General features: G+C 65.0%; 17 protein-coding genes. 6 read left to right on the top strand and 11 right to left on the bottom strand.

The window, feature by feature from the left end; translation table 11 throughout:
- The first annotated feature begins 49 nt into the window (after positions 1–49).
- Positions 50–193, top strand: a complete 144-nt coding sequence (locus tag M2337_RS06650) for a hypothetical protein (protein WP_181558843.1) — start codon at positions 50–52, stop codon at positions 191–193.
- A gap of 62 nt (positions 194–255) precedes the next feature.
- Here the strand turns inward: M2337_RS06650 and M2337_RS06645 are convergent, their stop codons facing one another.
- The 3 genes from M2337_RS06645 to M2337_RS06635 all read right to left on the bottom strand — a co-directional run bounded on the left by M2337_RS06645 (position 256) and on the right by M2337_RS06635 (position 5,459).
- Positions 256–1,473, bottom strand: a complete 1,218-nt coding sequence (locus M2337_RS06645; protein WP_264572181.1) for an argininosuccinate synthase — start codon at positions 1,471–1,473, stop codon at positions 256–258.
- Between the two features lie 411 nt (positions 1,474–1,884).
- The gene (gene katG, locus M2337_RS06640) at positions 1,885–4,116 is read right to left on the bottom strand and encodes a catalase/peroxidase HPI (RefSeq protein WP_264572180.1); all 2,232 of its coding nucleotides are present in this window, start codon (positions 4,114–4,116) and stop codon (positions 1,885–1,887) included.
- A 107-nt stretch (positions 4,117–4,223) separates the two neighbouring features.
- Positions 4,224–5,459, bottom strand: coding sequence for an SAM-dependent methyltransferase (locus M2337_RS06635; protein WP_264572179.1), 1,236 nt, complete (start codon positions 5,457–5,459; stop codon positions 4,224–4,226).
- A 118-nt stretch (positions 5,460–5,577) separates the two neighbouring features.
- On the opposite strand from M2337_RS06635, the gene M2337_RS06630 reads away from it, so the two are divergent.
- Positions 5,578–6,201, top strand: a complete 624-nt coding sequence (locus M2337_RS06630) for a flavin reductase family protein (protein WP_264572178.1) — start codon at positions 5,578–5,580, stop codon at positions 6,199–6,201.
- A 9-nt stretch (positions 6,202–6,210) separates the two neighbouring features.
- Here M2337_RS06630 and rlmN read toward each other — a convergent pair whose 3' ends face one another.
- Positions 6,211–7,479 carry a 23S rRNA (adenine(2503)-C(2))-methyltransferase RlmN gene (gene rlmN, locus M2337_RS06625; protein ID WP_264572177.1) on the bottom strand — a complete coding sequence of 423 codons (1,269 nt, stop codon included), beginning with the start codon at positions 7,477–7,479 and terminating at the stop codon, positions 6,211–6,213.
- Between the two features lie 259 nt (positions 7,480–7,738).
- Between rlmN and M2337_RS06620 the strand changes: the two genes are divergently transcribed.
- Positions 7,739–8,011, top strand: a complete 273-nt coding sequence (locus M2337_RS06620; protein ID WP_264572176.1) for a PepSY domain-containing protein — start codon at positions 7,739–7,741, stop codon at positions 8,009–8,011.
- Positions 8,012–8,022: 11 nt separating this feature from the next.
- On the opposite strand, the gene M2337_RS06615 is transcribed toward M2337_RS06620, so the two are convergent.
- Entirely contained in the window at positions 8,023–9,618 is a 1,596-nt protein-coding gene (locus M2337_RS06615) for a M28 family metallopeptidase (RefSeq protein ID WP_264572175.1), read from the bottom strand.
- Positions 9,619–9,704: 86 nt separating this feature from the next.
- Positions 9,705–10,220: a hypothetical protein gene (locus M2337_RS06610; RefSeq protein WP_264572174.1), complete on the bottom strand. Its 516-nt coding sequence runs from the start codon at positions 10,218–10,220 to the stop codon at positions 9,705–9,707.
- A 172-nt stretch (positions 10,221–10,392) separates the two neighbouring features.
- On the opposite strand from M2337_RS06610, the gene dnaN reads away from it, so the two are divergent.
- A complete protein-coding gene (gene dnaN, locus M2337_RS06605) occupies positions 10,393–11,505 on the top strand; it encodes a DNA polymerase III subunit beta (RefSeq protein WP_181558834.1) in 1,113 nt (370 codons plus the stop codon).
- A gap of 15 nt (positions 11,506–11,520) precedes the next feature.
- On the opposite strand, the gene M2337_RS06600 is transcribed toward dnaN, so the two are convergent.
- The gene (locus tag M2337_RS06600) at positions 11,521–12,852 is read right to left on the bottom strand and encodes an amidohydrolase (protein ID WP_264572173.1); all 1,332 of its coding nucleotides are present in this window, start codon (positions 12,850–12,852) and stop codon (positions 11,521–11,523) included.
- Positions 12,853–13,004: 152 nt separating this feature from the next.
- Here M2337_RS06600 and M2337_RS06595 point away from each other — a divergent pair, with 152 nt between their 5' ends.
- Positions 13,005–14,582 carry a gamma-glutamyltransferase family protein gene (locus M2337_RS06595; RefSeq protein WP_264572172.1) on the top strand — a complete coding sequence of 526 codons (1,578 nt, stop codon included), beginning with the start codon at positions 13,005–13,007 and terminating at the stop codon, positions 14,580–14,582.
- Positions 14,583–14,607: 25 nt separating this feature from the next.
- Here M2337_RS06595 and hpxZ read toward each other — a convergent pair whose 3' ends face one another.
- From hpxZ to M2337_RS06575, 4 genes are read right to left on the bottom strand one after another with little or no spacing between them, the layout of a single operon-like run.
- Positions 14,608–14,991, bottom strand: coding sequence for an oxalurate catabolism protein HpxZ (gene hpxZ, locus M2337_RS06590; RefSeq protein ID WP_264572171.1), 384 nt, complete (start codon positions 14,989–14,991; stop codon positions 14,608–14,610).
- Positions 14,991–15,791, bottom strand: a complete 801-nt coding sequence (locus M2337_RS06585; protein ID WP_264572170.1) for a cysteine hydrolase family protein — start codon at positions 15,789–15,791, stop codon at positions 14,991–14,993. Before M2337_RS06585 ends, hpxZ begins: the two co-directional genes overlap by 1 nt.
- Entirely contained in the window at positions 15,791–16,219 is a 429-nt protein-coding gene (locus M2337_RS06580) for a cupin domain-containing protein (protein ID WP_181558831.1), read from the bottom strand. Before M2337_RS06580 ends, M2337_RS06585 begins: the two co-directional genes overlap by 1 nt.
- Positions 16,216–17,004 carry a creatininase family protein gene (locus M2337_RS06575; RefSeq protein ID WP_264572169.1) on the bottom strand — a complete coding sequence of 263 codons (789 nt, stop codon included), beginning with the start codon at positions 17,002–17,004 and terminating at the stop codon, positions 16,216–16,218. The genes M2337_RS06580 and M2337_RS06575 overlap by 4 nt, the downstream gene beginning before the upstream one ends.
- 222 nt (positions 17,005–17,226) lie before the next feature.
- Here M2337_RS06575 and M2337_RS06570 point away from each other — a divergent pair, with 222 nt between their 5' ends.
- Positions 17,227–18,582 (top strand): FAD-binding oxidoreductase, encoded by a 1,356-nt coding sequence (locus tag M2337_RS06570; protein WP_264572168.1) that lies wholly within the window; start codon positions 17,227–17,229, stop codon positions 18,580–18,582.
- Positions 18,583–18,596 lie beyond the last annotated feature (14 nt).

Below are 18,596 nucleotides of genomic sequence, written 5' to 3'. Positions count from 1 at the left end.
GAACGACCCTCCAACATCGCGCGTTGGCTCAATTGAAAGGAGTTCTCAGATGGAAGATGAGGTTCACAAGACCACCGAAGACGCCCGTGCCGGCCAGACGCCGCACATCGTCCGTTATGTGCTGAGCATCTCGCTCGTGCTTGCGGTGATTGTGATGGCGGTCGTTCTGTTCTGGGGCTCGGCCCAGAGCTGACGCCGGCCTGAACGCGCTTTTGCGCGCAGAAAGTGGGGCCGGACGCGGCCGGCCCACATTCCTTAAATATCGCGGCGCCCGAGCAAGCGCAGACGCAGGGCGTTGAGCTTGATGAAGCCAGCCGCATCCCGCTGATCATAGGCGCCCGCATCATCCTCGAACGTCACGACCTTCTCGCTGTAGAGCGAATTGGGCGACTTGCGGCCCACGACGATGCAGCTGCCCTTATAGAGCTTGAGGCGGACCGTGCCCGCAACCTTCAGCTGGCTGTGGTCGATTGCCGCCTGCAGCATCTCGCGCTCGGGTGAGAACCAGAAGCCGTTATAGACCAGTTCCGCATAGCGCGGCGCCAGTTCGTCCTTGAGGTGGGCGGCGCCGCGATCCAGCGTCAACTGCTCGATGCCGCGATGCGCGAGCGCATAGATCGTGCCGCCCGGCGTCTCGTACATGCCGCGCGACTTCATGCCGACGAAGCGGTTCTCGACCAGATCGAGCCGGCCAATGCCGTGCTTGCGGCCCAGTTCGTTGAGTGCCTCGAGCAGCGTCGCGGGGCTCATCGCCTGGCCATTGAGGGCCGTGCCGTCACCCTTTTCGAAATCGACGGTGATATATTCCGGCGTGTCCGGCGCATCCTCGGGATTGACGGTGCGCGAATAGACATAGTCCGGCACCTCCTCCCACGGATCTTCCAGCACTTTGCCCTCCGAGGAGGTGTGCAGCATGTTGGCGTCGGTGGAGAACGGCGCTTCGCCGCGCTTGTCCTTGGGCACCATGATCTGGTGCTGCTCGGCCCATTCGATGAGCTTGGTGCGCGAGGTCAGATCCCACTCGCGCCACGGCGCAATGACCTTGATATCCGGCTGGAGCGCATAATAGCCGAGCTCGAACCGGACTTGATCATTGCCTTTGCCGGTCGCGCCGTGGGACACGGCATCGGCCCCGACCATCTTGGCGATCTCGATCTGGCGCTTGGCGATCAGCGGCCGCGCGATGGAGGTGCCAAGCAGATACAGCCCCTCATACATGGCGTTGGCGCGCATCATCGGGAAGACATAATCCCGCACGAATTCCTCGCGCAGATCGTCGATGAAGATGTGCTCGGGCTTCACGCCGGCATTCAGCGCCTTCTGCCGGGCCGGCTCCAGCTCCTCGCCCTGTCCCAGATCGGCCGTGAAGGTCACGACCTCGCAGCCATAATGGATTTGCAGCCACTTGAGGATGACGCTGGTATCGAGGCCACCGGAATAGGCGAGAACAACGCGCTTGATGGTGTCGGACATGGCGACAGGGGTCTTTCGAACTGGAGGTCGAGGATCAGGCCGGTCGCCTATCAGCGTCGCTCAAAACGCGCAACCTGTGAGGGACGCCGGGCGCGCCAATCCGCTGGCAGCCCGCCACTAGTCATCGGCAAGATCGATCATTGAGACGACTTTAATCGATTTTCGTTCTTGAACGGGTGGCATTATTGTCAGCCTTGGAACGCAGCCTGCAGCCTGCGTCCATTGCTCGCCGGTTCCCCACGGCCGCGCGAGCACCTGCTGCCCCGGCACCCCCCTCCTGCCGGGGCAGCTATCGCCTCCCGACATTCCCCAGCATCCGGCAAGACCGCGGCAGCTTTTCGCCTGCCTAAAACGAACCGCCCGGCCCCATCTCTGGAGCCGGGCGGCGAAGCATCCGCCATGGAAGAGGGATTATGCCGCGAGATCGAACCGGTCGGCGTTCATCACCTTCACCCAGGCCGCGATGAAGTCGGCCACGAACTTGTCGGCAGCGTCGGACGACGCGTAGACCTCTGACAGCGCCCGCAGCTGGGAGTTCGATCCGAACACCAGATCGGTGCGGGTCGCGGTCCATTTCTCCATGTCCGTCTTGCGGCAGGTACCGATGAACACCTCGTCCCCGCGATCATCGACTTCCTTCCATGCCGTGCCCATGTCGAGCAGATTGACGAAGAAGTCGTTGGTCAGCTGGCCGGGACGATCCGTCAGCACGCCTTCCTTACGGCCATTGTGATTGGCACCGAGCACGCGCAGCCCGCCGACCAGCACCGTCATCTCCGGCGCGCTCAGGCGTAGAAGCTGGGCGCGGTCGATCATCAGCTCCTCGGTCGGCACGCTGAAGCGCACCTGGAGATAATTGCGGAAGCCGTCCGCCTTGGGCTCCAGCACGGCGAAGCTCTCGGCATCGGTCCAGTCCTGCACGGCATCGGTGCGACCGGGCGTGAACGGCACCGTCACCGTGCGCCCCGCTGCCTTGGCGGCCTGCTCGATGCCGACGCTGCCGCCCAGCACGATCAGATCGGCAATGCTCACCTTCTTCCCGCCCGATGCCGTCGCGTCGAAGTCCGCCTTGATTCCCTCATAGACATTCAGGACGCGGGCCAGTTGCGCGGGTTGATTGACGTCCCAGTCCTTCTGCGGCGCAAGGCGGATGCGCGCGCCATTGGCACCGCCGCGATGGTCCGAGCCGCGATAGGTCGAGGCCGAGGCCCAGGCGGTGGTGACCAGCTCGGCCACGGACAGGCCCGATGCCGCGATCTTCTCCTTGAGCGCTGCCACATCGGCGGCGTCGATCGGCGCATGGTCGGCCTTGGGGATCGGGTCCTGCCAGATCAGGTCTTCCGCCGGCACCTCCGGGCCCAGATAGCGCGCCTTCGGCCCCATGTCGCGGTGACACAGCTTGAACCAGGCCCGTGCGAAGCAATCCGCGAAATAGTCGGGATTCGCGCGGAATTTCTCCATGATCACCCGATAGGCGGGGTCCATCTTGAACGCCATGTCCGCCGTGGTCATCATCGTCGGCACATGCTTGGCAGGATTGTGCGCGGCCGGGGCCAGCGTCTCGGGCGGATTGCCGACCGGTTGCCACTGTTTCGCGCCGGCGGGACTGCGCACCAACTCATACTCATGGTCGAGCAACATGTCGAAATAGCTCATGTCCCAGCTGATCGGCGTCGGCGTCCACGCGCCTTCGATGCCGCTGGTGATCGTATGATCGCCGATGCCGCTCTCATGGCTCGACTGCCAGCCCAGGCCCTGCTGCGCGATGTCTGCGCCTTCCGGCTCGGCGCCGATCTTGGAGGCATCGCCCGCGCCATGCGCCTTGCCGAAGGTGTGGCCACCGGCCGTCAGGGCAGCTGTCTCCTCATCGTCCATGCCCATGCGCTTGAACGTCTCGCGAATGTCCCGTGCGGACTGGAGCGGATCGGGATTGCCGCCGGGCCCTTCCGGGTTGACGTAGATGAGGCCCATCTGGATCGCGGCGAGCGGGTCTTCCAGCGCGCGGCCCTCGGCCTCGTCAATGCGGGTGAGATTGCCTTCCTGGCCCACCCACTGCTCCTCGGTGCCCCAGTAGATGTCCTTCTCCGGCTCGAACACGTCGGCCCGGCCGCCGCCGAAGCCGAAGACCGGCCCGCCCATCGATTCGATCGCGACATTGCCGGCGAGGATCATCAGGTCCGCCCAGCTCAGCTTGGCGCCATATTTCTGCTTGATCGGCCAGAGCAGCCGGCGAGCCTTGTCGAGATTGGCATTGTCCGGCCAGCTGTTGAGCGGGGCGAAGCGCTGCTGCCCGCTATTGGCGCCACCGCGACCGTCACCGGTGCGATAGGTGCCCGCCGAGTGCCACGCCATGCGAATGAAGAACGGGCCATAATGGCCGTAATCCGCCGGCCACCAGGGCTGGCTGTCCGTCATCACCGCATGGAGGTCGCGTTTGACGGCCTCGTAATCCAGCGTCTTGAATGCTGCGGCATAGTCGAAATCGTCCCCCATCGGGTCAGTGGAGAGACCGTTTCGCTGGAGAATTTCGAGCGAGAGCTGGTTGGGCCACCAGTCCCGGTTGGTGCGGCCCAGCAGCGAGCGCATGGCTGCGGAGGTCTTCATCGGGCAACCCGACGGCGAACCACTTGTTTTCGCGTCCATTTCAATATCCTTCCCGATCAAAATTCATTGAGGGGAGATTATCGAACAGCGGCCGCTCAAAACAGCGATTAAACTTCGTTATTGAAAGCTAGATTTTCGATCAAGGATCAGCCCTTGGCGCGATAGCGTGCCTCGGCCTGCGCCATATAGTCCCGCGTGATCGGCAAGGTGTGGCGATTGCGGACGAACTGGAGCTGGTAGATCGTCTGGCTGCCATAGAGGAAGCCGGACGCTGCCGCCGCCAGATAGAAAGTCCACATGCGGAAGAAGCGCTCGTCATACAGGGCGACGATCTCCGTCTTCGCCGCAAGCGTGCGCTGATACCAATGCTCGAGCGTATAGTAATAATGCATGCGCAGCACTTCGATGTCGGTCAGCAGCAGGCGGTTGGGCTCGCTGCCTTCCATGATCTCCGACAACGCCGGGGCGTAACCGCCGGGGAAGATATATTTGCGCATGAAGCCATCCGTCGATGACGGGCCATTGAGGCGGCCGATGGTGTGCAGCAGCATCACCCCGTCCGGCTTCAGCAGATTATGGCAGGTGCGGAAGAACTCGCGATAATGGCGCACGCCGACATGCTCGAACATGCCGACCGAGACGATGCGATCGAACGTGCCGTTCACATCGCGATAATCGATCAGCTCGAACCGGACGCGATCGGCGACGCCCGCCTCCTGCGCCCTGCGCCGCGCGACCTTGAGCTGCTCCTCGGACAAAGTGACGCCGAGCACGTCCACATCCGCCACGCGATTGAGATACAGGGCCATGCCGCCCCAGCCGCAGCCGATATCCAGCACCTGCTGCCCGGGCTTCAGATCGAGCTTGGCGGCGATATGCGCCTTCTTGTCGATCTGCGCCTGCTCCAGGCTCACCGCATCGGGGTCGGTAAAGTAGGCGCAGCTATATTGCCGGTCCTTGTCGAGGAACAGCGCGTAGAGCTTGTCCGACAGGTCGTAGTGATGCGCGACATTGGCCTTGGAGCGACTGCGCTTGTTGTAATTGTCGCGCCAGTGCTTGATCCGCTCTCCCAGCCAGCCGAGCAAGCTCGGCTCATCGAGCGTCTTGCCGCTTTCCAAAGGCGAATTGGCCGCGACCAGCATGATCAGGTTCCAGATGCTGCCCTGCTCGATGATGAGCTTGCCATCCATGAACCCCTCGGCCGCGCCGAGCGCGGGATTGGTGAGGATGGCGCGTGCGGCGGCATCATCGGTGAAGCGGATGGCGACGTCCGGCCAGCCCCTCACGGCTGTTCCCAACACTTCCTGCGACCCATCCGCATAGCGGATGGTCAATGTGCCCTGACTGATGATCTTGCCGAGCAGGCGACCCAATATTCTCATGGCGCGCGTTTATAGCGCGGCGGATCGTTCGGTCACCCCCTTTCACGAAAAGCGGGCGCTTTCCCTGACCGGTCCATCTGCTATTCCGCTGCCTCGGCCCGTCGGAGATGAGACGATCATGACCACCCCCAGCTTCCACAGCTACCGCCCGGCCGATGGTCATGGGCTGGCGCACAATCCGCTGAATGCCATCGTCGCGCCGAGGCCGATCGGGTGGATCGGGACGGTCAGCGCGACCGGCGTGCCCAATCTCGCGCCCTACAGCTTCTTCAATCTCTTCGCCTACAGCCCGCCGATCATCGGCCTCTCATCCAGCGGCGTGAAGGACAGCCTGACAAACGCGCGCGCGACCGGCGTCTTCACCTGGAACCTGGTCGGCCGCTCCCTGGCCGAGGCGATGAACGCCACATCGGCAGAGGTCGCGCCGGACGTCGACGAATTCGCGCTCGCCGGGCTCGAACCGCTGGCCTCGGTGGAGATCGCGGCACCGCGCGTCGCGGCCAGTCCGGTGCAGTTCGAATGCCGGGTGACAGACATCATGCCGCTGCGTGGCCTTTCCGGCGCGCAAAGCGGCAATGTGATGGTGTTTGGCGAAGTGGTCCACATCCACATCGATCCGGCCTGCCTGCATGACGGCATCTATCGCACCACCGATGCGGTGCCGGTGGCGCGGGGTGGAGGGCCGGCCGACTATTACGAAATCCGGCCCGACACACAGTTCCTGATGAAGCGCCCCGGCTGAACCCTTGGCTCAGCCGAGCGCGGCCTGCTTTTCGGCCGCGAGCCGATCCAGCTCGGCGCGGCTCTTCTTTTCGCTGGCGGACTTGAGCTGGCCACATGCCGCCATGATGTCGCGACCGCGCGGCGTGCGCACCGGCGCGGAAATGCCCGCCTCGAACACGATGTCCGAGAAGCGCCGGATGCGCTCGGGCGTCGAGCACTCATAAGGCGCGCCGGGCCAGGGGTTGAACGGAATGAGGTTCACCTTGGCCGGCAGACGATATTGGCGGAGCAGACGGACCAGTTCGCGCGCATCCTCATCGCTGTCATTCTTGTCCTTGAGCATCACATACTCAAAAGTGATGCGACGGGCATTGTTGGCGCCGGGATAGTCGGCACAGGCCTGCAGCAGCTCTTCCAGCCCGAACTTGCGGTTGAGCGGCACGATCTCGTCGCGCACCTCCTTGGTGACGGCGTGGAGGGAGACGGCCAGATTGACGCCGATCTCCTCGCCGGCGCGCGCCATCATCGGCACCACCCCGCTGGTGGAGAGCGTGATGCGACGCTTGGAGAGGGCCAGCCCATCGCCATCCATCACCACCTTGAGTGCATCGCGGACATGCTCGAAATTGTAGAGCGGCTCGCCCATGCCCATCATCACGATGTTGGTGAGCAGGCGCCCGTCCGGGCTGTACTGCGGCGCGTCGTCGTCCTCTTCCTCATCGACCTCGCCGAAGCCGGCCATGCTGCCCTTTGGCCATTCGCCCAAGGCATCGCGCGCGAGCATCACCTGCCCGACGATCTCGCCGGGCGTCAGATTGCGCACCAGACGCATCGTGCCGGTGTGGCAAAAGCGACAATTGAGCGTGCAGCCGACCTGGCTGGACACGCACAGCGTCCCCCGGTCCGCATCGGGGATGAAGACCATTTCATAATCCTGCGCGTCGTCGGAACGCAGCAGCCATTTCCGCGTGCCATCCGAGCTGATCTGCGCTTCCACCACATTGGGCCGCCCGACGATGAAGCGCTCGGCCATCCAGCCCCGCATCGGCTTGGCCAGATCGGTCATGCGTTCAAAGTCGGTCTCACCGCGATGATAGAGCCAGTGGAAGAGCTGCTTGGCGCGCAGCTTCGCCTGTTTCTCATCGAGACCGGCCGCACTCAGCTCAGCCTTGATCTGGGCGCGGGAGAGACCAACGAGATCGACCCGCCCGTCCTCGCGCGGCGTGATCGCGCGGGGGACCGGCACAGGATCGACATGGCCGGGGATCGGCATGAGGGGCGTCGCAGTGTGGGGCATGGGGCGCATATAATCGCATGTTGGAGCTTGCGCCAGTGGCGTTGACCAACGCCGATCCCGGCAGAGCATCCCCATACGAAACCGGATTTCCCGTCGTTGCGGGAACCCGGCGAGCAAGGAGCCGTTACGCTCTGGTCGTCCGGGCCCCTCTGGCGCTTGCTCACAAGCGTGATGTCGGACGCCCCATCGCGCCCGAGGCAGATCATTCCACGTACGCCATTCCCGTGGAATCCTTCGGCCCCTATCGGAGGATTGATCCATGAAGTTCGCGTTCCCGCTCCCCCTCGTCGCCCTGGCCTCGCTCGCCTGCGCGACGCCCGCTTTCGCCGCGGACCGTGCCCCGACCCCGGAGGAGGCGAAGGCCATCACGGCCGTGCTGCACGAGGCGGGATTCAAGAGCTGGGACGAAATCGAGTTCGACATCGACGACAATCGCTGGGAGGTCGATGACGCGCGCGATGCGCAGGGGCAGCAATGGGATCTCCATCTCGCCCCGAAAACCTACGCGATCGTCCGCCGCGAACGAGACTGACGACGGGCCGACTAGTTCGCAAAGCGCTTGAAATAGCTCGTCTCCAGCCACCGCGGGCGCTCTGGCGCGTCGGCGACGCGCTGGGTGAGCGCGATGACATAGTCGGTCAGCTTGACGCCCTCGGCCTTCATCACCGGCTGCAGAAGATCATCCTGGGGAGAATGGTAGATATTCGCGCGCCACGCGGCCTCCACCGCCTCTTCCGGCGTCCCGAGCTTGAAACCATATTTGGGGAAGAGCGCCGGGATACCCTGCTTTATGAAACTATATTGATCCGACCGGATGAACACGTTGCGATCCGGCTTAGGGTCCGGGACGATGGGCAGGCCCATCGCCTCGCTCACCGCCTGCGCATGAGCGCCGAGCGTGCTCTCCTCATAGCCGATGGGCGTGATGCTGGTCAGCGGAAAGATCGGCAGCGGCATGTCCAGATTGATGTTCGCCACGATCGATCCGGCCCGTACCGTAGGACGACTGGCGAAATAGCGCGAGCCGAGCAGGCCCTTCTCTTCTGCGGTAACGATGGCGAACAGGATCGAGCGGCGGGTCTTTTGGGGCGCCGCCGCCAGCGCCCTGGCCGCCTCGATCATGCTGGCGACGCCGACGGCATTATCGAACGCCCCGTTATAGATGGCATCGCCATTGACCGGCGCTCCGATGCCATAGCCATCCAGATGCGCCGAAAGGACGACATATTCCGAGGCCAGTGCCGGGTCCGATCCGGGCAGGACCGCGATGATGTTGTTGCTGCTGAGCGGCTTTTGGGTCGCCTTAATCGTCGCGGCAAAACGGGCCGGCAGATCGAAGACGGGCAGCGGCGCGGATGCGTCCGACAGGGCAGACAGCGCCTCGAAGCTCTGCCCCGTACCCTCGAACAGCAGGCCGGCCTTTTCCGGCGAGAGGGTCGCCATCATGAAGGGCACCGAGACATCGCGCAGCGCCGGATCGGCCAGATACATGGAGGAAAGGCTCGCATTGCCGACCTGCCGATCCCACCGGATCTCGACCTGTTTGGGGGTGGTGAGCGCAATCATGCCGAGGGCGCCACGCTCAGCGAGGAGCTTCGCGCGCGCCGAGCGCGCATCAGACTTCAGCGCGCCCGAAATGTCGGCCGGGCCGCCGGACAGCACGACCACCACCTTGCCCTTGACGTCGATCCCCGCGAAATCATCATGACCGGCCTCAGCTATGGAGAGGCCATAGCCGGCAAAGACGAGCGGGGCGTCGATGCTGGCCGGCATGGGCGTGTTGCCACGGAAGAACAGATCCTGCGGGGTCGCCAGAACCACATCGCCCGACGCGCGCTTGAGTACCGCCGTGCTCGCCGGCTGATCGAAGCGCTGCTCGACCAGATCGACACGCTGAAAATAGCCGTCCGTTCCCGCCGCCTGCGCCCCAAGCTTGCGAAAGGCCTCGACGACGTAATCGGCCGCGCGATCATAGCCCGGCGTGCCGGCTCCGCGCCCTTCATTGGCATCGCTGGCAAGTTCCTCGACATGGCCCCACCAGGCATTGATCCGCTCAGGGGATGGGTCGGGCAGTTGCGCAGCCAGTGGGGCGGCGATCAGGCAGCCAATGACTGCCCCTAGGGCGTGGCGATAGAACATGAAGCATGGTCTCCCCGGACGATGCGTCGTATGCTGCAATGCAACAAGAGCGCTGTCAACGCATGGCGGGACCGGGAAAGCAGCGCTTAACGTCGCCGCGCGCAGGCCAACGCCGCCGCGTCGATGGCGGTGGCGGCACCGCCCAGGGCATAGCGATCGGTAAAGCGCCCGCCGGCCCGCGCCCGCCCGGAGATGGTCATCGTCCGATTGGTGCGCATCGCGGCGATGATCGCCGCATCGCTTGCTGGGTCCGCCGCCCAGACATCCGCCTCGGACCCGACCAGCGGGAACTGCCTGCCGCCGACGGACAGAACAGCGTGCGTATCCTTGGCCAGTTGATGGCTGAGGCGAATATTCACCTGCCCGCGCAGCCCGGCGCGGGGCCAGTAGCCAATGGCGGCGAACGGACGCCAGGGCGAGGCTTCCCAGCCCCCGGCCATCGGCTGGGCCATGGCAAAGCAGCGCTGGGCGTTCGGATCCCGGAACGCGCCCCAGCCCTCGAACACGCCGAGCACATCCCGCGCCCGCGCGTTGCCGGCCGCGGCAAGCGCGGCGCCGATCAGCAGCAGAGCGAGCGCGCGGACAGGGCAGGTGAGCGTCATGCCGCCGGACAAAGCGTAACGCGCCCGCGAACACAAGACGGCGCCGGGTGGACACGCGCTTTTTTCTCGGGGCGACTTGCCCCATGCGGCAATTTCGATAAGGAATGAGGCTCCAAGAGCGGACTCCTTCGCTCCGACTCCATCAACCGGATAAGAAACGGACACCAGAGGGATGAAGGCCACCATCGAACGTGCGACGCTCCTGAAGAGCCTCGGCCATGTCCAGTCGGTCGTGGAGCGGCGCAACACGATCCCGATTCTCTCCAACGTGCTGATCGACGCGACCGGCGACGGCGCCATCAAGCTGATGGCCACCGATCTCGATCTGCAGATCGTCGAGAATGTGCAGGCGCAGGTGGAAACGCCGGGCGCCACCACCGTCTCCGCCCACACCCTGTTCGACATCGCGCGCAAGCTGCCCGAGGGCAGCCAGGTCCGCCTGGAAGCGGCCGAGGGCAAGATGCTGGTACAGGCCGGGCGTGCGCGCTTCAACCTGCAGACGCTGCCGCGCGACGACTTTCCGATCATCGCGGAAGGCGCGCTGCCCACCAGCTTCGAGCTGCCGGCCGCCTCGCTCATCCAGATCATCGACAAGACGCGCTTTGCCATCTCCACTGAGGAGACGCGCTATTATCTGAACGGCATCTTCCTGCACGTCGCGGAAGACCCCGCCCCGGTGCTGAAGGCCGCCGCGACCGATGGCCACCGCCTCGCACGCGTCACGGTCGTGCGCCCCGATGGCGCCGAAGGCATGCCGGACATCATCATTCCGCGCAAATGCATCGCCGAGCTGCGCAAGCTGCTCGACGAAGTGGATGGCAGCGTGCGCATCGACCTCTCGCCCACCAAGATCCGCTTCGACCTCGGCAATGCGGTGCTGACCAGCAAGCTGATCGACGGCACCTTCCCGGATTACAGCCGCGTGATCCCGACCGGCAACGACAAGCTGCTCAAGATCGATCCGCGCAGCTTCGAGGAAGGCGTGGACCGCGTCGCGACCATCGCCACCGAGAAGACCCGCGCCGTGAAGATGGCGCTAGAGAAGGACAAGATCACCCTCTCCGTCACCAGCCCGGAAAACGGCACTGCCGCCGAGGAAGTGCCCGGCGACTACAGCGCCGCCCCCATCGAGATCGGCTTCAACGCCCGCTATCTGCTCGACATTCTCGGACAGGTCGAAGGCGACTCGGTTGAAGTCCACCTCGCCGACGCGGCCGCGCCGACGCTCATTCGCGAGAATGAGAAGGCGCCGGCGCTTTACGTGCTCATGCCGATGCGGGTCTGATCCCGCGCACCAGACTTATTTGGGATTGCCCAGCACCGAGAGGGCCGCGACCGACAGGCTGCGTATGGCCGTTGGGATGGCGCTTTCGGCGTCCGGCAGGAAGTAGGGCGAGTGGTTTGTCGGGAGCGGCTCGCCACGCTTGGCATAATCCGCGATGACTGACGGCAGATAGCCGCCGACACCCAGATAGACCGAGCGCATGCCGCTGGCTGACACCAGTTCGGAATAGTCCTCGCTGGCCGAACCGCCCGGCGCAGTGGCCGGAATCAGGGCAATGTCGTCCCAGCCCGCCGTGCGCAAGGCAGCTGCGGTCCGCGCGGCAAGATCATCGTCATTGATGACCGATGCCGCGCCCCTGCTGTGATCGATTACCGGTTCGGGCGCCTGCGACATCGCTGCGGCCGAGAGCGCCGTGCGCTTCACGCCCTCGACCAGCTGCTCGCGAACCTCCGGCGAGAAGGAGCGCAGCGTCAGGGCCAGCGATGCCGTGTCCGGGATGATATTGGCCGCCGTGCCCGCCTGGAACGAGCCGACCGTCACGACCCCGAACTCAAACGGATCCTTCTGCCGGCTGATCACGGTTTGCACATCCATCACGAAGCGCGCGCCCATCACGATGGGATCGATGGTGCGGCTCGGCATCGAGCCGTGACCGCCCTTGCCCTTGAAAGTGATCCGGATGGTGTCCGAATTGCTGGTAAAAGCGCCCTGCTTGACTACGATCCGGCCGACAGGATCATTGCCGACATGGGCCGCAAAGCCGTAATCGGGCTTGGGGAAGCGCGTGAACAGACCGTCCTCGACCATCTTGCGCGCGCCCTGCCCGCTTTCCTCGCCCGGCTGCGCGACGAACAGCATCGTCCCGCGCCACTGGTCCCGCATGGCGAGCATGGCTTTCGCCGTGCCGACCCACCAGGCCATGTGCAGATCATGGCCGCAGCTATGCGCGACGAACGTGGTCTTGCCTTGATACGGCGCCTCACGGGTGCTCGCGAAGGGCGACTGGCTCAGCTCCTTCATCGGCAGGGCATCCATGTCCGCACGGATCAGCACCACCGGCCCCTCGCCATTGCGCAGCACGGCGACGACGCCGGTCCCGCCGACCTTCTCGGTGACCTCCAGCCCCAGCTTGCGCATTTCCTGCGCCAGCCGCGCGGCCGTGCGGGTTTCCGCCAGGCTCAGCTCGGGATTGGCGTGCAGATCACGGTAGAGGGCGATCAGGTCCGGCGTGCTCTGCTTGATGGATTGCTCTATGGCAGCGGTCGCCCGCGCATCCACGGTTGCGGCCATGGCCGGACTGGCCAGCGCCGACATGGCAAGGAGCAGCGCGAGAGGGGTTTTAAGCATGGCATCTCTCCGGAAAGCAGGAGGCTGGGTGGCACGAACCGGGCCGGAGCATAGACATGGGTCTGGACGAGGTGAAGTTGAAAGTTATGCAGAAGATGCATACTAGTGCATCCGCAGCGGACGGGATGCGCTGAGCGGAAAGGACCATGACCATGCAAGAGAGTGCCCACGGCAACCACGGAATGGTCACCGCGCCCCATCATCTGGCCAGCAAAGCCGGCCTGTCCATCCTGCGGGACGGCGGCACGGCGATCGAGGCGGCGATTGCCACCGCCGCGTGCCTCGCCGCGGTCTATCCGCACATGACGGGAATCGGCGGGGACGGTTTTTGGCTGATCCACGAGCCGGACGGCCGGGTTTGGGCCATCGACGCCTGCGGGCGCAGTCCTCGGGCGCTTGGCGATGCCTATGCCGGCCTGTCGGCCATTCCCTGGCGCGGGCCGCTCGCCGCCAATACCGTGGCGGGCACGGTCTCCGGATGGGATCTGGCGCGGTCCTCGCTGGCCTCTCCCCTCCCCCTGCATCGCCTGCTCGCGGACGCCATTGCCCGTGCCGAACAGGGCGTGGCGGTGACCGCCGGCGGCGCCGAACTGGCCGCGAGCAAATCGGACGAACTGACATGCGTACCGGGCGCCTATCGCACGATCTTCGAGCCGGAGGGCCGCCCGCTCCGCCAGGGCGAAACGCTGCGCCAGCCGCAACTCGCCGAAACGTTGAGAATGCTGGCCGAGGATGGGCTGGACAGCTTCTATCGCGGCGCGCTCGCCGAGCGGATCGCCGATGATCTCACCCAGCTCGGCAGTCCGGTGACGGCGCAGGATTTGGCGGCCCACCGCGCGACCTCGCCTGCCCCACTCACCGTGCGGCTGCGCGACGCCACGCTCTACAACACCGCCCCGCCGACACAGGGCCTCGCGTCGCTGCTGATTCTCGCGCTGTTCGACCGCTTGCCGGCGGAACAGGCCGAAAGCTTCGCGCATCTGCACGGATTGGTCGAGGCGACCAAGCAGGCCTTTCTGGTCCGCGATGCGCATGTCGGCGATCCGGCTTTCATGGAGATCGATCCGCAGGCGCTGCTTGATGACGCGGCCGGTCTGGACCGGATGGCGCAGGCGATCGATCCGGCGCGCGCCATGCCGTGGCCGCGCCCCTCGGCCCTGGGAGATACCTGCTGGTTCGCCGCCGCCGATGCCCGCGGGCAGGTGGTGAGCTGCATCCAGAGCACCTATTTCGAGTTCGGCTCGGGCCTCGTACTCCCGCAGAGCGGCATCACATGGCAGAATCGCGGCTGCTCTTTCCGTCTCGCCGACGAGGGCTGGAATGCCCTCAAGCCCGGCCGCAAGCCGTTCCACACCTTGAACCCCGCATTGGCGCATTTCGATGATGGCCGGGTGATGGCCTATGGCACCATGGGTGGCGAAGGCCAGCCGCAGACGCAGGCCGCTTTGTTCAGCCGCTACGCCCGCTTCGGCGTGCCCTTGCAGCAGGCCATCTCCGCCCCGCGCTGGCTGCTCGGCCGAACATGGGGGGAAGAAAGCACATCACTCAAGCTGGAGGATCGCTTCGAGCCGGCGCTCTATGCGCAGCTTCGCGCGGCGGGGCACGAGGTGGAGCTGGTCGCGCCGATGACGGCGATGATGGGCCATGCTGGCGCCATCGTCCGCCATGCCGATGGGCAGATGGAAGGCGCGAGCGATCCGCGCAGCGACGGCAGGGCGGCAGGCCTTTGAAGTCAGCCCGCGCGGGCGCGTGCCGTCAGTGGCCGCTTCCCTGCAGCGAGACATGGGCGGAGACGATGCGCCATCCCTCCGGCAGCCGCGCCCAGCTCTGGCTCTGGCGGCCGATGACCGCGCCGCCGATCCGCTGGAACTCGACATTCGCGGTCGCAAAATCATCGCCAAAGGTGGTGATCTCCATCCGCCGGATGGCACGGGGCGGCGAGCCGCCCGCTCGCGCCTTGCGGAAGGCGAGGATCTCCTCGATCCCGTACAGGCATTCGCCAACGCCATAACGCACCGCTCGGTCCGACTGCCAGAACATGCCGTCCAGCATGGCGATGTCATTCTCCCCCAGAGCGCGTTCGTAGCGATCCACCAGCGCGGTCACTTCGGCGAGGACGGCGGGCTTGTTGATCTTCATCACGCGCGCTCCTGCCCGATCGCCGCATCCATGCCGGCGACGAGCGCCGCCGAATCCATCACGAAACCGAAACACTGCTTCACATTGTAGAGCGTCGCCTCGGCGCAGAAGGCGGGCGAGGTGGTCGCCGCACAATCGGTGAGCAGCACACAATCATAGCCCAGGCAATTCGCGTCGATCAGCGTCGCCAGCACGCACTGGTCGCTGTTCACGCCCGCAAACAGCACCGTATCGACCCGCAGATTGCGCAGGATGCTGTCCAGCGGCGTGTCCCAGAAGCCGGACATGCGATATTTGGAAACGCATATGTCCTGCGGCGCGATGGGCAGCTCGTCGACCACGGCCGCCGCCCAGCTCCCTTCCTCCAGAACCGGTGCCCCGTTCGCCAGCGGATCGCCGAGGCCGGTGCCGGTGCCGTCCGGCTTGTAGACATGGAGGATCGAGGGGCTGAGGTTCATCCGGTCCGGCCGGTTGCCCCAGTTGAGCCAGATGACGGGCACATCCTCAGCCCGCAGACCAGGCAACAGCGCCTGCAACGGCGCGATGGGGGCGCGCGCGGCGGAAATATCGACGCCAATCGAGGCCAGCCAGCCATCGGGGTGGCAGAAGTCGTTCTGCATATCCACCACGACAATCGCCGTGCGCGCCAGATCGATCTGCAGATTCTGCGGCGCGGCTTCGCAGGCGACGACGCGGCGCGGCTGGTCCCCCTGCGCAAGAATGGCCTCCTGCGCATTCACCTGCCACGCGCGGCGCGGTGAGCTGCCGAGGCGATGATAGGAGGCTGTCTGGTCAGTCATCATGCGTTTCCTGAGAGAAGAGCGATATCGCTGGCATCGAGATCGACCGGCACGCCGGAGCGGATGAGGTCGGAGAAGCCTTCATCGGGTGTCATGACAGTGAGCGTGTAGAGCTTGCCCGGCCCGGTATTCTCGATGACATGCAGGCCGCCGGGCGGCAGCAGCATGGCGCTGCCCCGGCTGAGCGACACGCTGGCTCCATCGCAGGTCGCCCGCCCTTCCCCTTCCAGCACATAGAAGAACTCGAAGGCGGCCTTGTGACTGTTCGGCGGTGTCTTGCCGCCGGGCTCGAAAATCTCGACCACGCACACATGTTCGAAGCCGGGCACGGCCTTGTCATGCAGGATGACGAAATAGTTGGTGTCGGTCGGCGCGATGCGGAACGCCTGCAGTTCGGTGGCGCGGGAGAGATAGACGGCGGGATTCATGCGCGGGACTCCGGCAAGGGGTAGCGGCTGACATCGGCGAGCAGGCGCGCGAGGCCGCGCCCGGCATGGTCGAGACATTGGGCGCCGTGATCGGCATTGGCGAGGCTGGCATTGCCGATTGCCCCGTCCGGATTGATGTCCTGCGTCATCCAGCCGATGCCCACCGCGCCTTCGAGCCGAAGCTCATCATAATCGCGCGCAATCGCCGGGCCGGTCGAGGGGAAATCCGCCATCAGCTCGCGCTTCACCTGCTCGGGGCGCAGATGGAGCATCATCGAGCTTTCGACCGCGCCGGCATGAATGCCATGATGCAGCTCGTCCTCGCTGAACAGGCCCTCCGGCACGCCAAAGCCGTAGGTGCTCGCGGAGACGGCGAGAGCGCCGTGACGCACGCGCAGCTCGCGCACCAATATCTCGACAAGCTGGGGCTGGCCACCGTGCGAGTTCAGCACGACGATCTTGCGGAAACCGGCGCGCAGGACGGACTCGGCGATATCGATCCAGTAGCGCAGCAGCGTCTCGGTCCCGACGGTCAGCGTGCCGGGGAAGGCCATATGCTCGTTGCTCTTGCCGATGGCGAGCATCGGCAGCGCGACGACGCGCACGCCGTCCGCCAGGTGACGCGCCGCTGCCGCGACGACACCCGCATTGATATCGGCATCGACAGAGACCGGCAGATGCGGCCCATGCTGCTCGATGGCGGCGACCGGCATGAGGGCAATATCGCGCGCGGCATCCACGGACTGGAAGTCGCGCGTCGTCATATCCTGCCAATATTCAAGCATTGCCTTTATTCCTCAAAACCGCAGGACCGCGGCCGGACGCGACCGCGCCCGCCGCTGTGTTTCTGCCCTATTTCGGCGACCCAATCTACGACCCGCACGCGCAAATCCCAGATTCCCCTCTTCTCTTAGTAAGCAGTTTATGTATAACTACTGCTCGACCGAGCGCAAGGATGATCGCGATCCGCCCCGGCGCCGCGCAGGATTGAGACGGAATCGAAGCCTATGAACTTGAATGGTCTGATCGACGCACTGAAGGGGCCGAAGGTCATCACCGATGCCGCAGCGGTGCGCCGGATGAGCCGGGACTATTATTGGTACAGCCCCATCCTCAAGCGCCAGCTCGCCGACGTGACCGGCGACGTGCTGCTGGAAGCGCATTCCGAAGCCGACATTCTGGAAATCGCCGCCGCCTGCTATGCCCATGACGTGCCATTGACGGTGCGCGGTGGCGGCACCGGCAATTACGGCCAGGCCATGCCGATCCGGGGCGGCGCGCTACTCGACATGCGCGCGATGGACAAGCTCCTCTGGGTGAAGGACGGCGTGTGCCGCGTGCAGGCCGGCAAGCGCCTCATCACGCTCGATCAGGAACTTGCCGAGCATGGCTATGAAATGCGGCTGCACCCCTCCACCCGCACTGTCGCGACCGTGGGCGGGTTCATTGCCGGCGGATCGGGCGGCGTCGGCTCGATCAACTGGGGGATGCTGCGGGAGACCGGCAACATCCTCGGCGCCCAGCTCGTGACGCTCGAAGCCGAGCCGCGCGTGCTGGAGCTGCGCGGCGCCGACATTGCCAAGTTCAACCACAGCTACGGCGTCACCGGCATCATCACCGAGCTGGAACTGCCGCTCGCCAATGCGCAATTGTGGATCGATGCGGTCGTCACGTTCGACGATCTGCTGAGCGCCGCCCGCTTCGGCAAGGCGTTCGCGGAAAGTCCGGGTCTGGTGAAGAAGCAGTGCGGGGTGATGGCCCCGCCCATTGCTCACACTTATCTGCGCCCGATCGCGCAATATGTCCGCGCGGATGAAGCCTGCGCGCTGGTGATGGTCGCCAGCCAGTCATGGGAGGGGTTCGAGACGCTCGTCGCGGCCCACGGCGGACGCATCGCGCACGATAGCCGCACCGCGCCTGCCACGGGCAAGCGCGTGCCGCTCTACGAGCTGTGCTGGAATCATACGACGCTGCAGGCGCTCAAGGTCGATCCGACGCTGACCTATTTGCAAACGCTGCTGCCGGCCCAAAATTGCGTGGAACTGGCCGACGAACTCCAGCGCCATTTCGGCGACGAGGTGATGTTCCACCTCGAGTTCACCCGCAGCGGCCCGACCGTGAGCTGCTCAGCCATCCAGATGGTGCGCTTCACCACCGAGGAGCGACTGAACGAGATCATGGCCTATCATGAGCAGCGCGGCTGCCGTCAGTTCAACCCGCATGTCTACACCATCGAGGAAGGCGGCATGAAGCAGGTCAACCATGTCCAGTTGGCCTTCAAGCGGGAAGTCGACCCCAAGGGCCTGCTCAACCCCGGCAAGATGCTGGCCTGGGACAATCAAGACGCGCTCGCGGACATCTGAAAGAAGGAAGGTTG

The organism is Sphingobium sp. B2D3A (assembly GCF_025961795.1).
Classification (GTDB): Bacteria; Pseudomonadota; Alphaproteobacteria; order Sphingomonadales; family Sphingomonadaceae; genus Sphingobium.
The sequence above is the reverse complement of the archived record's forward strand: the minus strand, read 5'-3'. Positions and strand labels throughout refer to the sequence as shown.

Coding starts and splice junctions, on each gene's coding strand:
- M2337_RS06615 (WP_264572175.1), bottom strand. CDS start 9,618: ATGTTCTATCGCCACGCCCTAGGGGCAGTCATTGGCTGCCTGATCGCC.
- M2337_RS06645 (WP_264572181.1), bottom strand. CDS start 1,473: ATGTCCGACACCATCAAGCGCGTTGTTCTCGCCTATTCCGGTGGCCTC.
- hpxZ (WP_264572171.1), bottom strand. CDS start 14,991: ATGAAGATCAACAAGCCCGCCGTCCTCGCCGAAGTGACCGCGCTGGTG.
- dnaN (WP_181558834.1), top strand. CDS start 10,393: ATGAAGGCCACCATCGAACGTGCGACGCTCCTGAAGAGCCTCGGCCAT.
- M2337_RS06600 (WP_264572173.1), bottom strand. CDS start 12,852: ATGCTTAAAACCCCTCTCGCGCTGCTCCTTGCCATGTCGGCGCTGGCC.
- M2337_RS06585 (WP_264572170.1), bottom strand. CDS start 15,791: ATGACTGACCAGACAGCCTCCTATCATCGCCTCGGCAGCTCACCGCGC.
- M2337_RS06620 (WP_264572176.1), top strand. CDS start 7,739: ATGAAGTTCGCGTTCCCGCTCCCCCTCGTCGCCCTGGCCTCGCTCGCC.
- M2337_RS06650 (WP_181558843.1), top strand. CDS start 50: ATGGAAGATGAGGTTCACAAGACCACCGAAGACGCCCGTGCCGGCCAG.
- M2337_RS06570 (WP_264572168.1), top strand. CDS start 17,227: ATGAACTTGAATGGTCTGATCGACGCACTGAAGGGGCCGAAGGTCATC.
- M2337_RS06630 (WP_264572178.1), top strand. CDS start 5,578: ATGACCACCCCCAGCTTCCACAGCTACCGCCCGGCCGATGGTCATGGG.
- rlmN (WP_264572177.1), bottom strand. CDS start 7,479: ATGCCCCACACTGCGACGCCCCTCATGCCGATCCCCGGCCATGTCGAT.
- M2337_RS06575 (WP_264572169.1), bottom strand. CDS start 17,004: ATGCTTGAATATTGGCAGGATATGACGACGCGCGACTTCCAGTCCGTG.
- M2337_RS06580 (WP_181558831.1), bottom strand. CDS start 16,219: ATGAATCCCGCCGTCTATCTCTCCCGCGCCACCGAACTGCAGGCGTTC.
- M2337_RS06635 (WP_264572179.1), bottom strand. CDS start 5,459: ATGAGAATATTGGGTCGCCTGCTCGGCAAGATCATCAGTCAGGGCACA.
- katG (WP_264572180.1), bottom strand. CDS start 4,116: ATGGACGCGAAAACAAGTGGTTCGCCGTCGGGTTGCCCGATGAAGACC.
- M2337_RS06595 (WP_264572172.1), top strand. CDS start 13,005: ATGCAAGAGAGTGCCCACGGCAACCACGGAATGGTCACCGCGCCCCAT.
- M2337_RS06610 (WP_264572174.1), bottom strand. CDS start 10,220: ATGACGCTCACCTGCCCTGTCCGCGCGCTCGCTCTGCTGCTGATCGGC.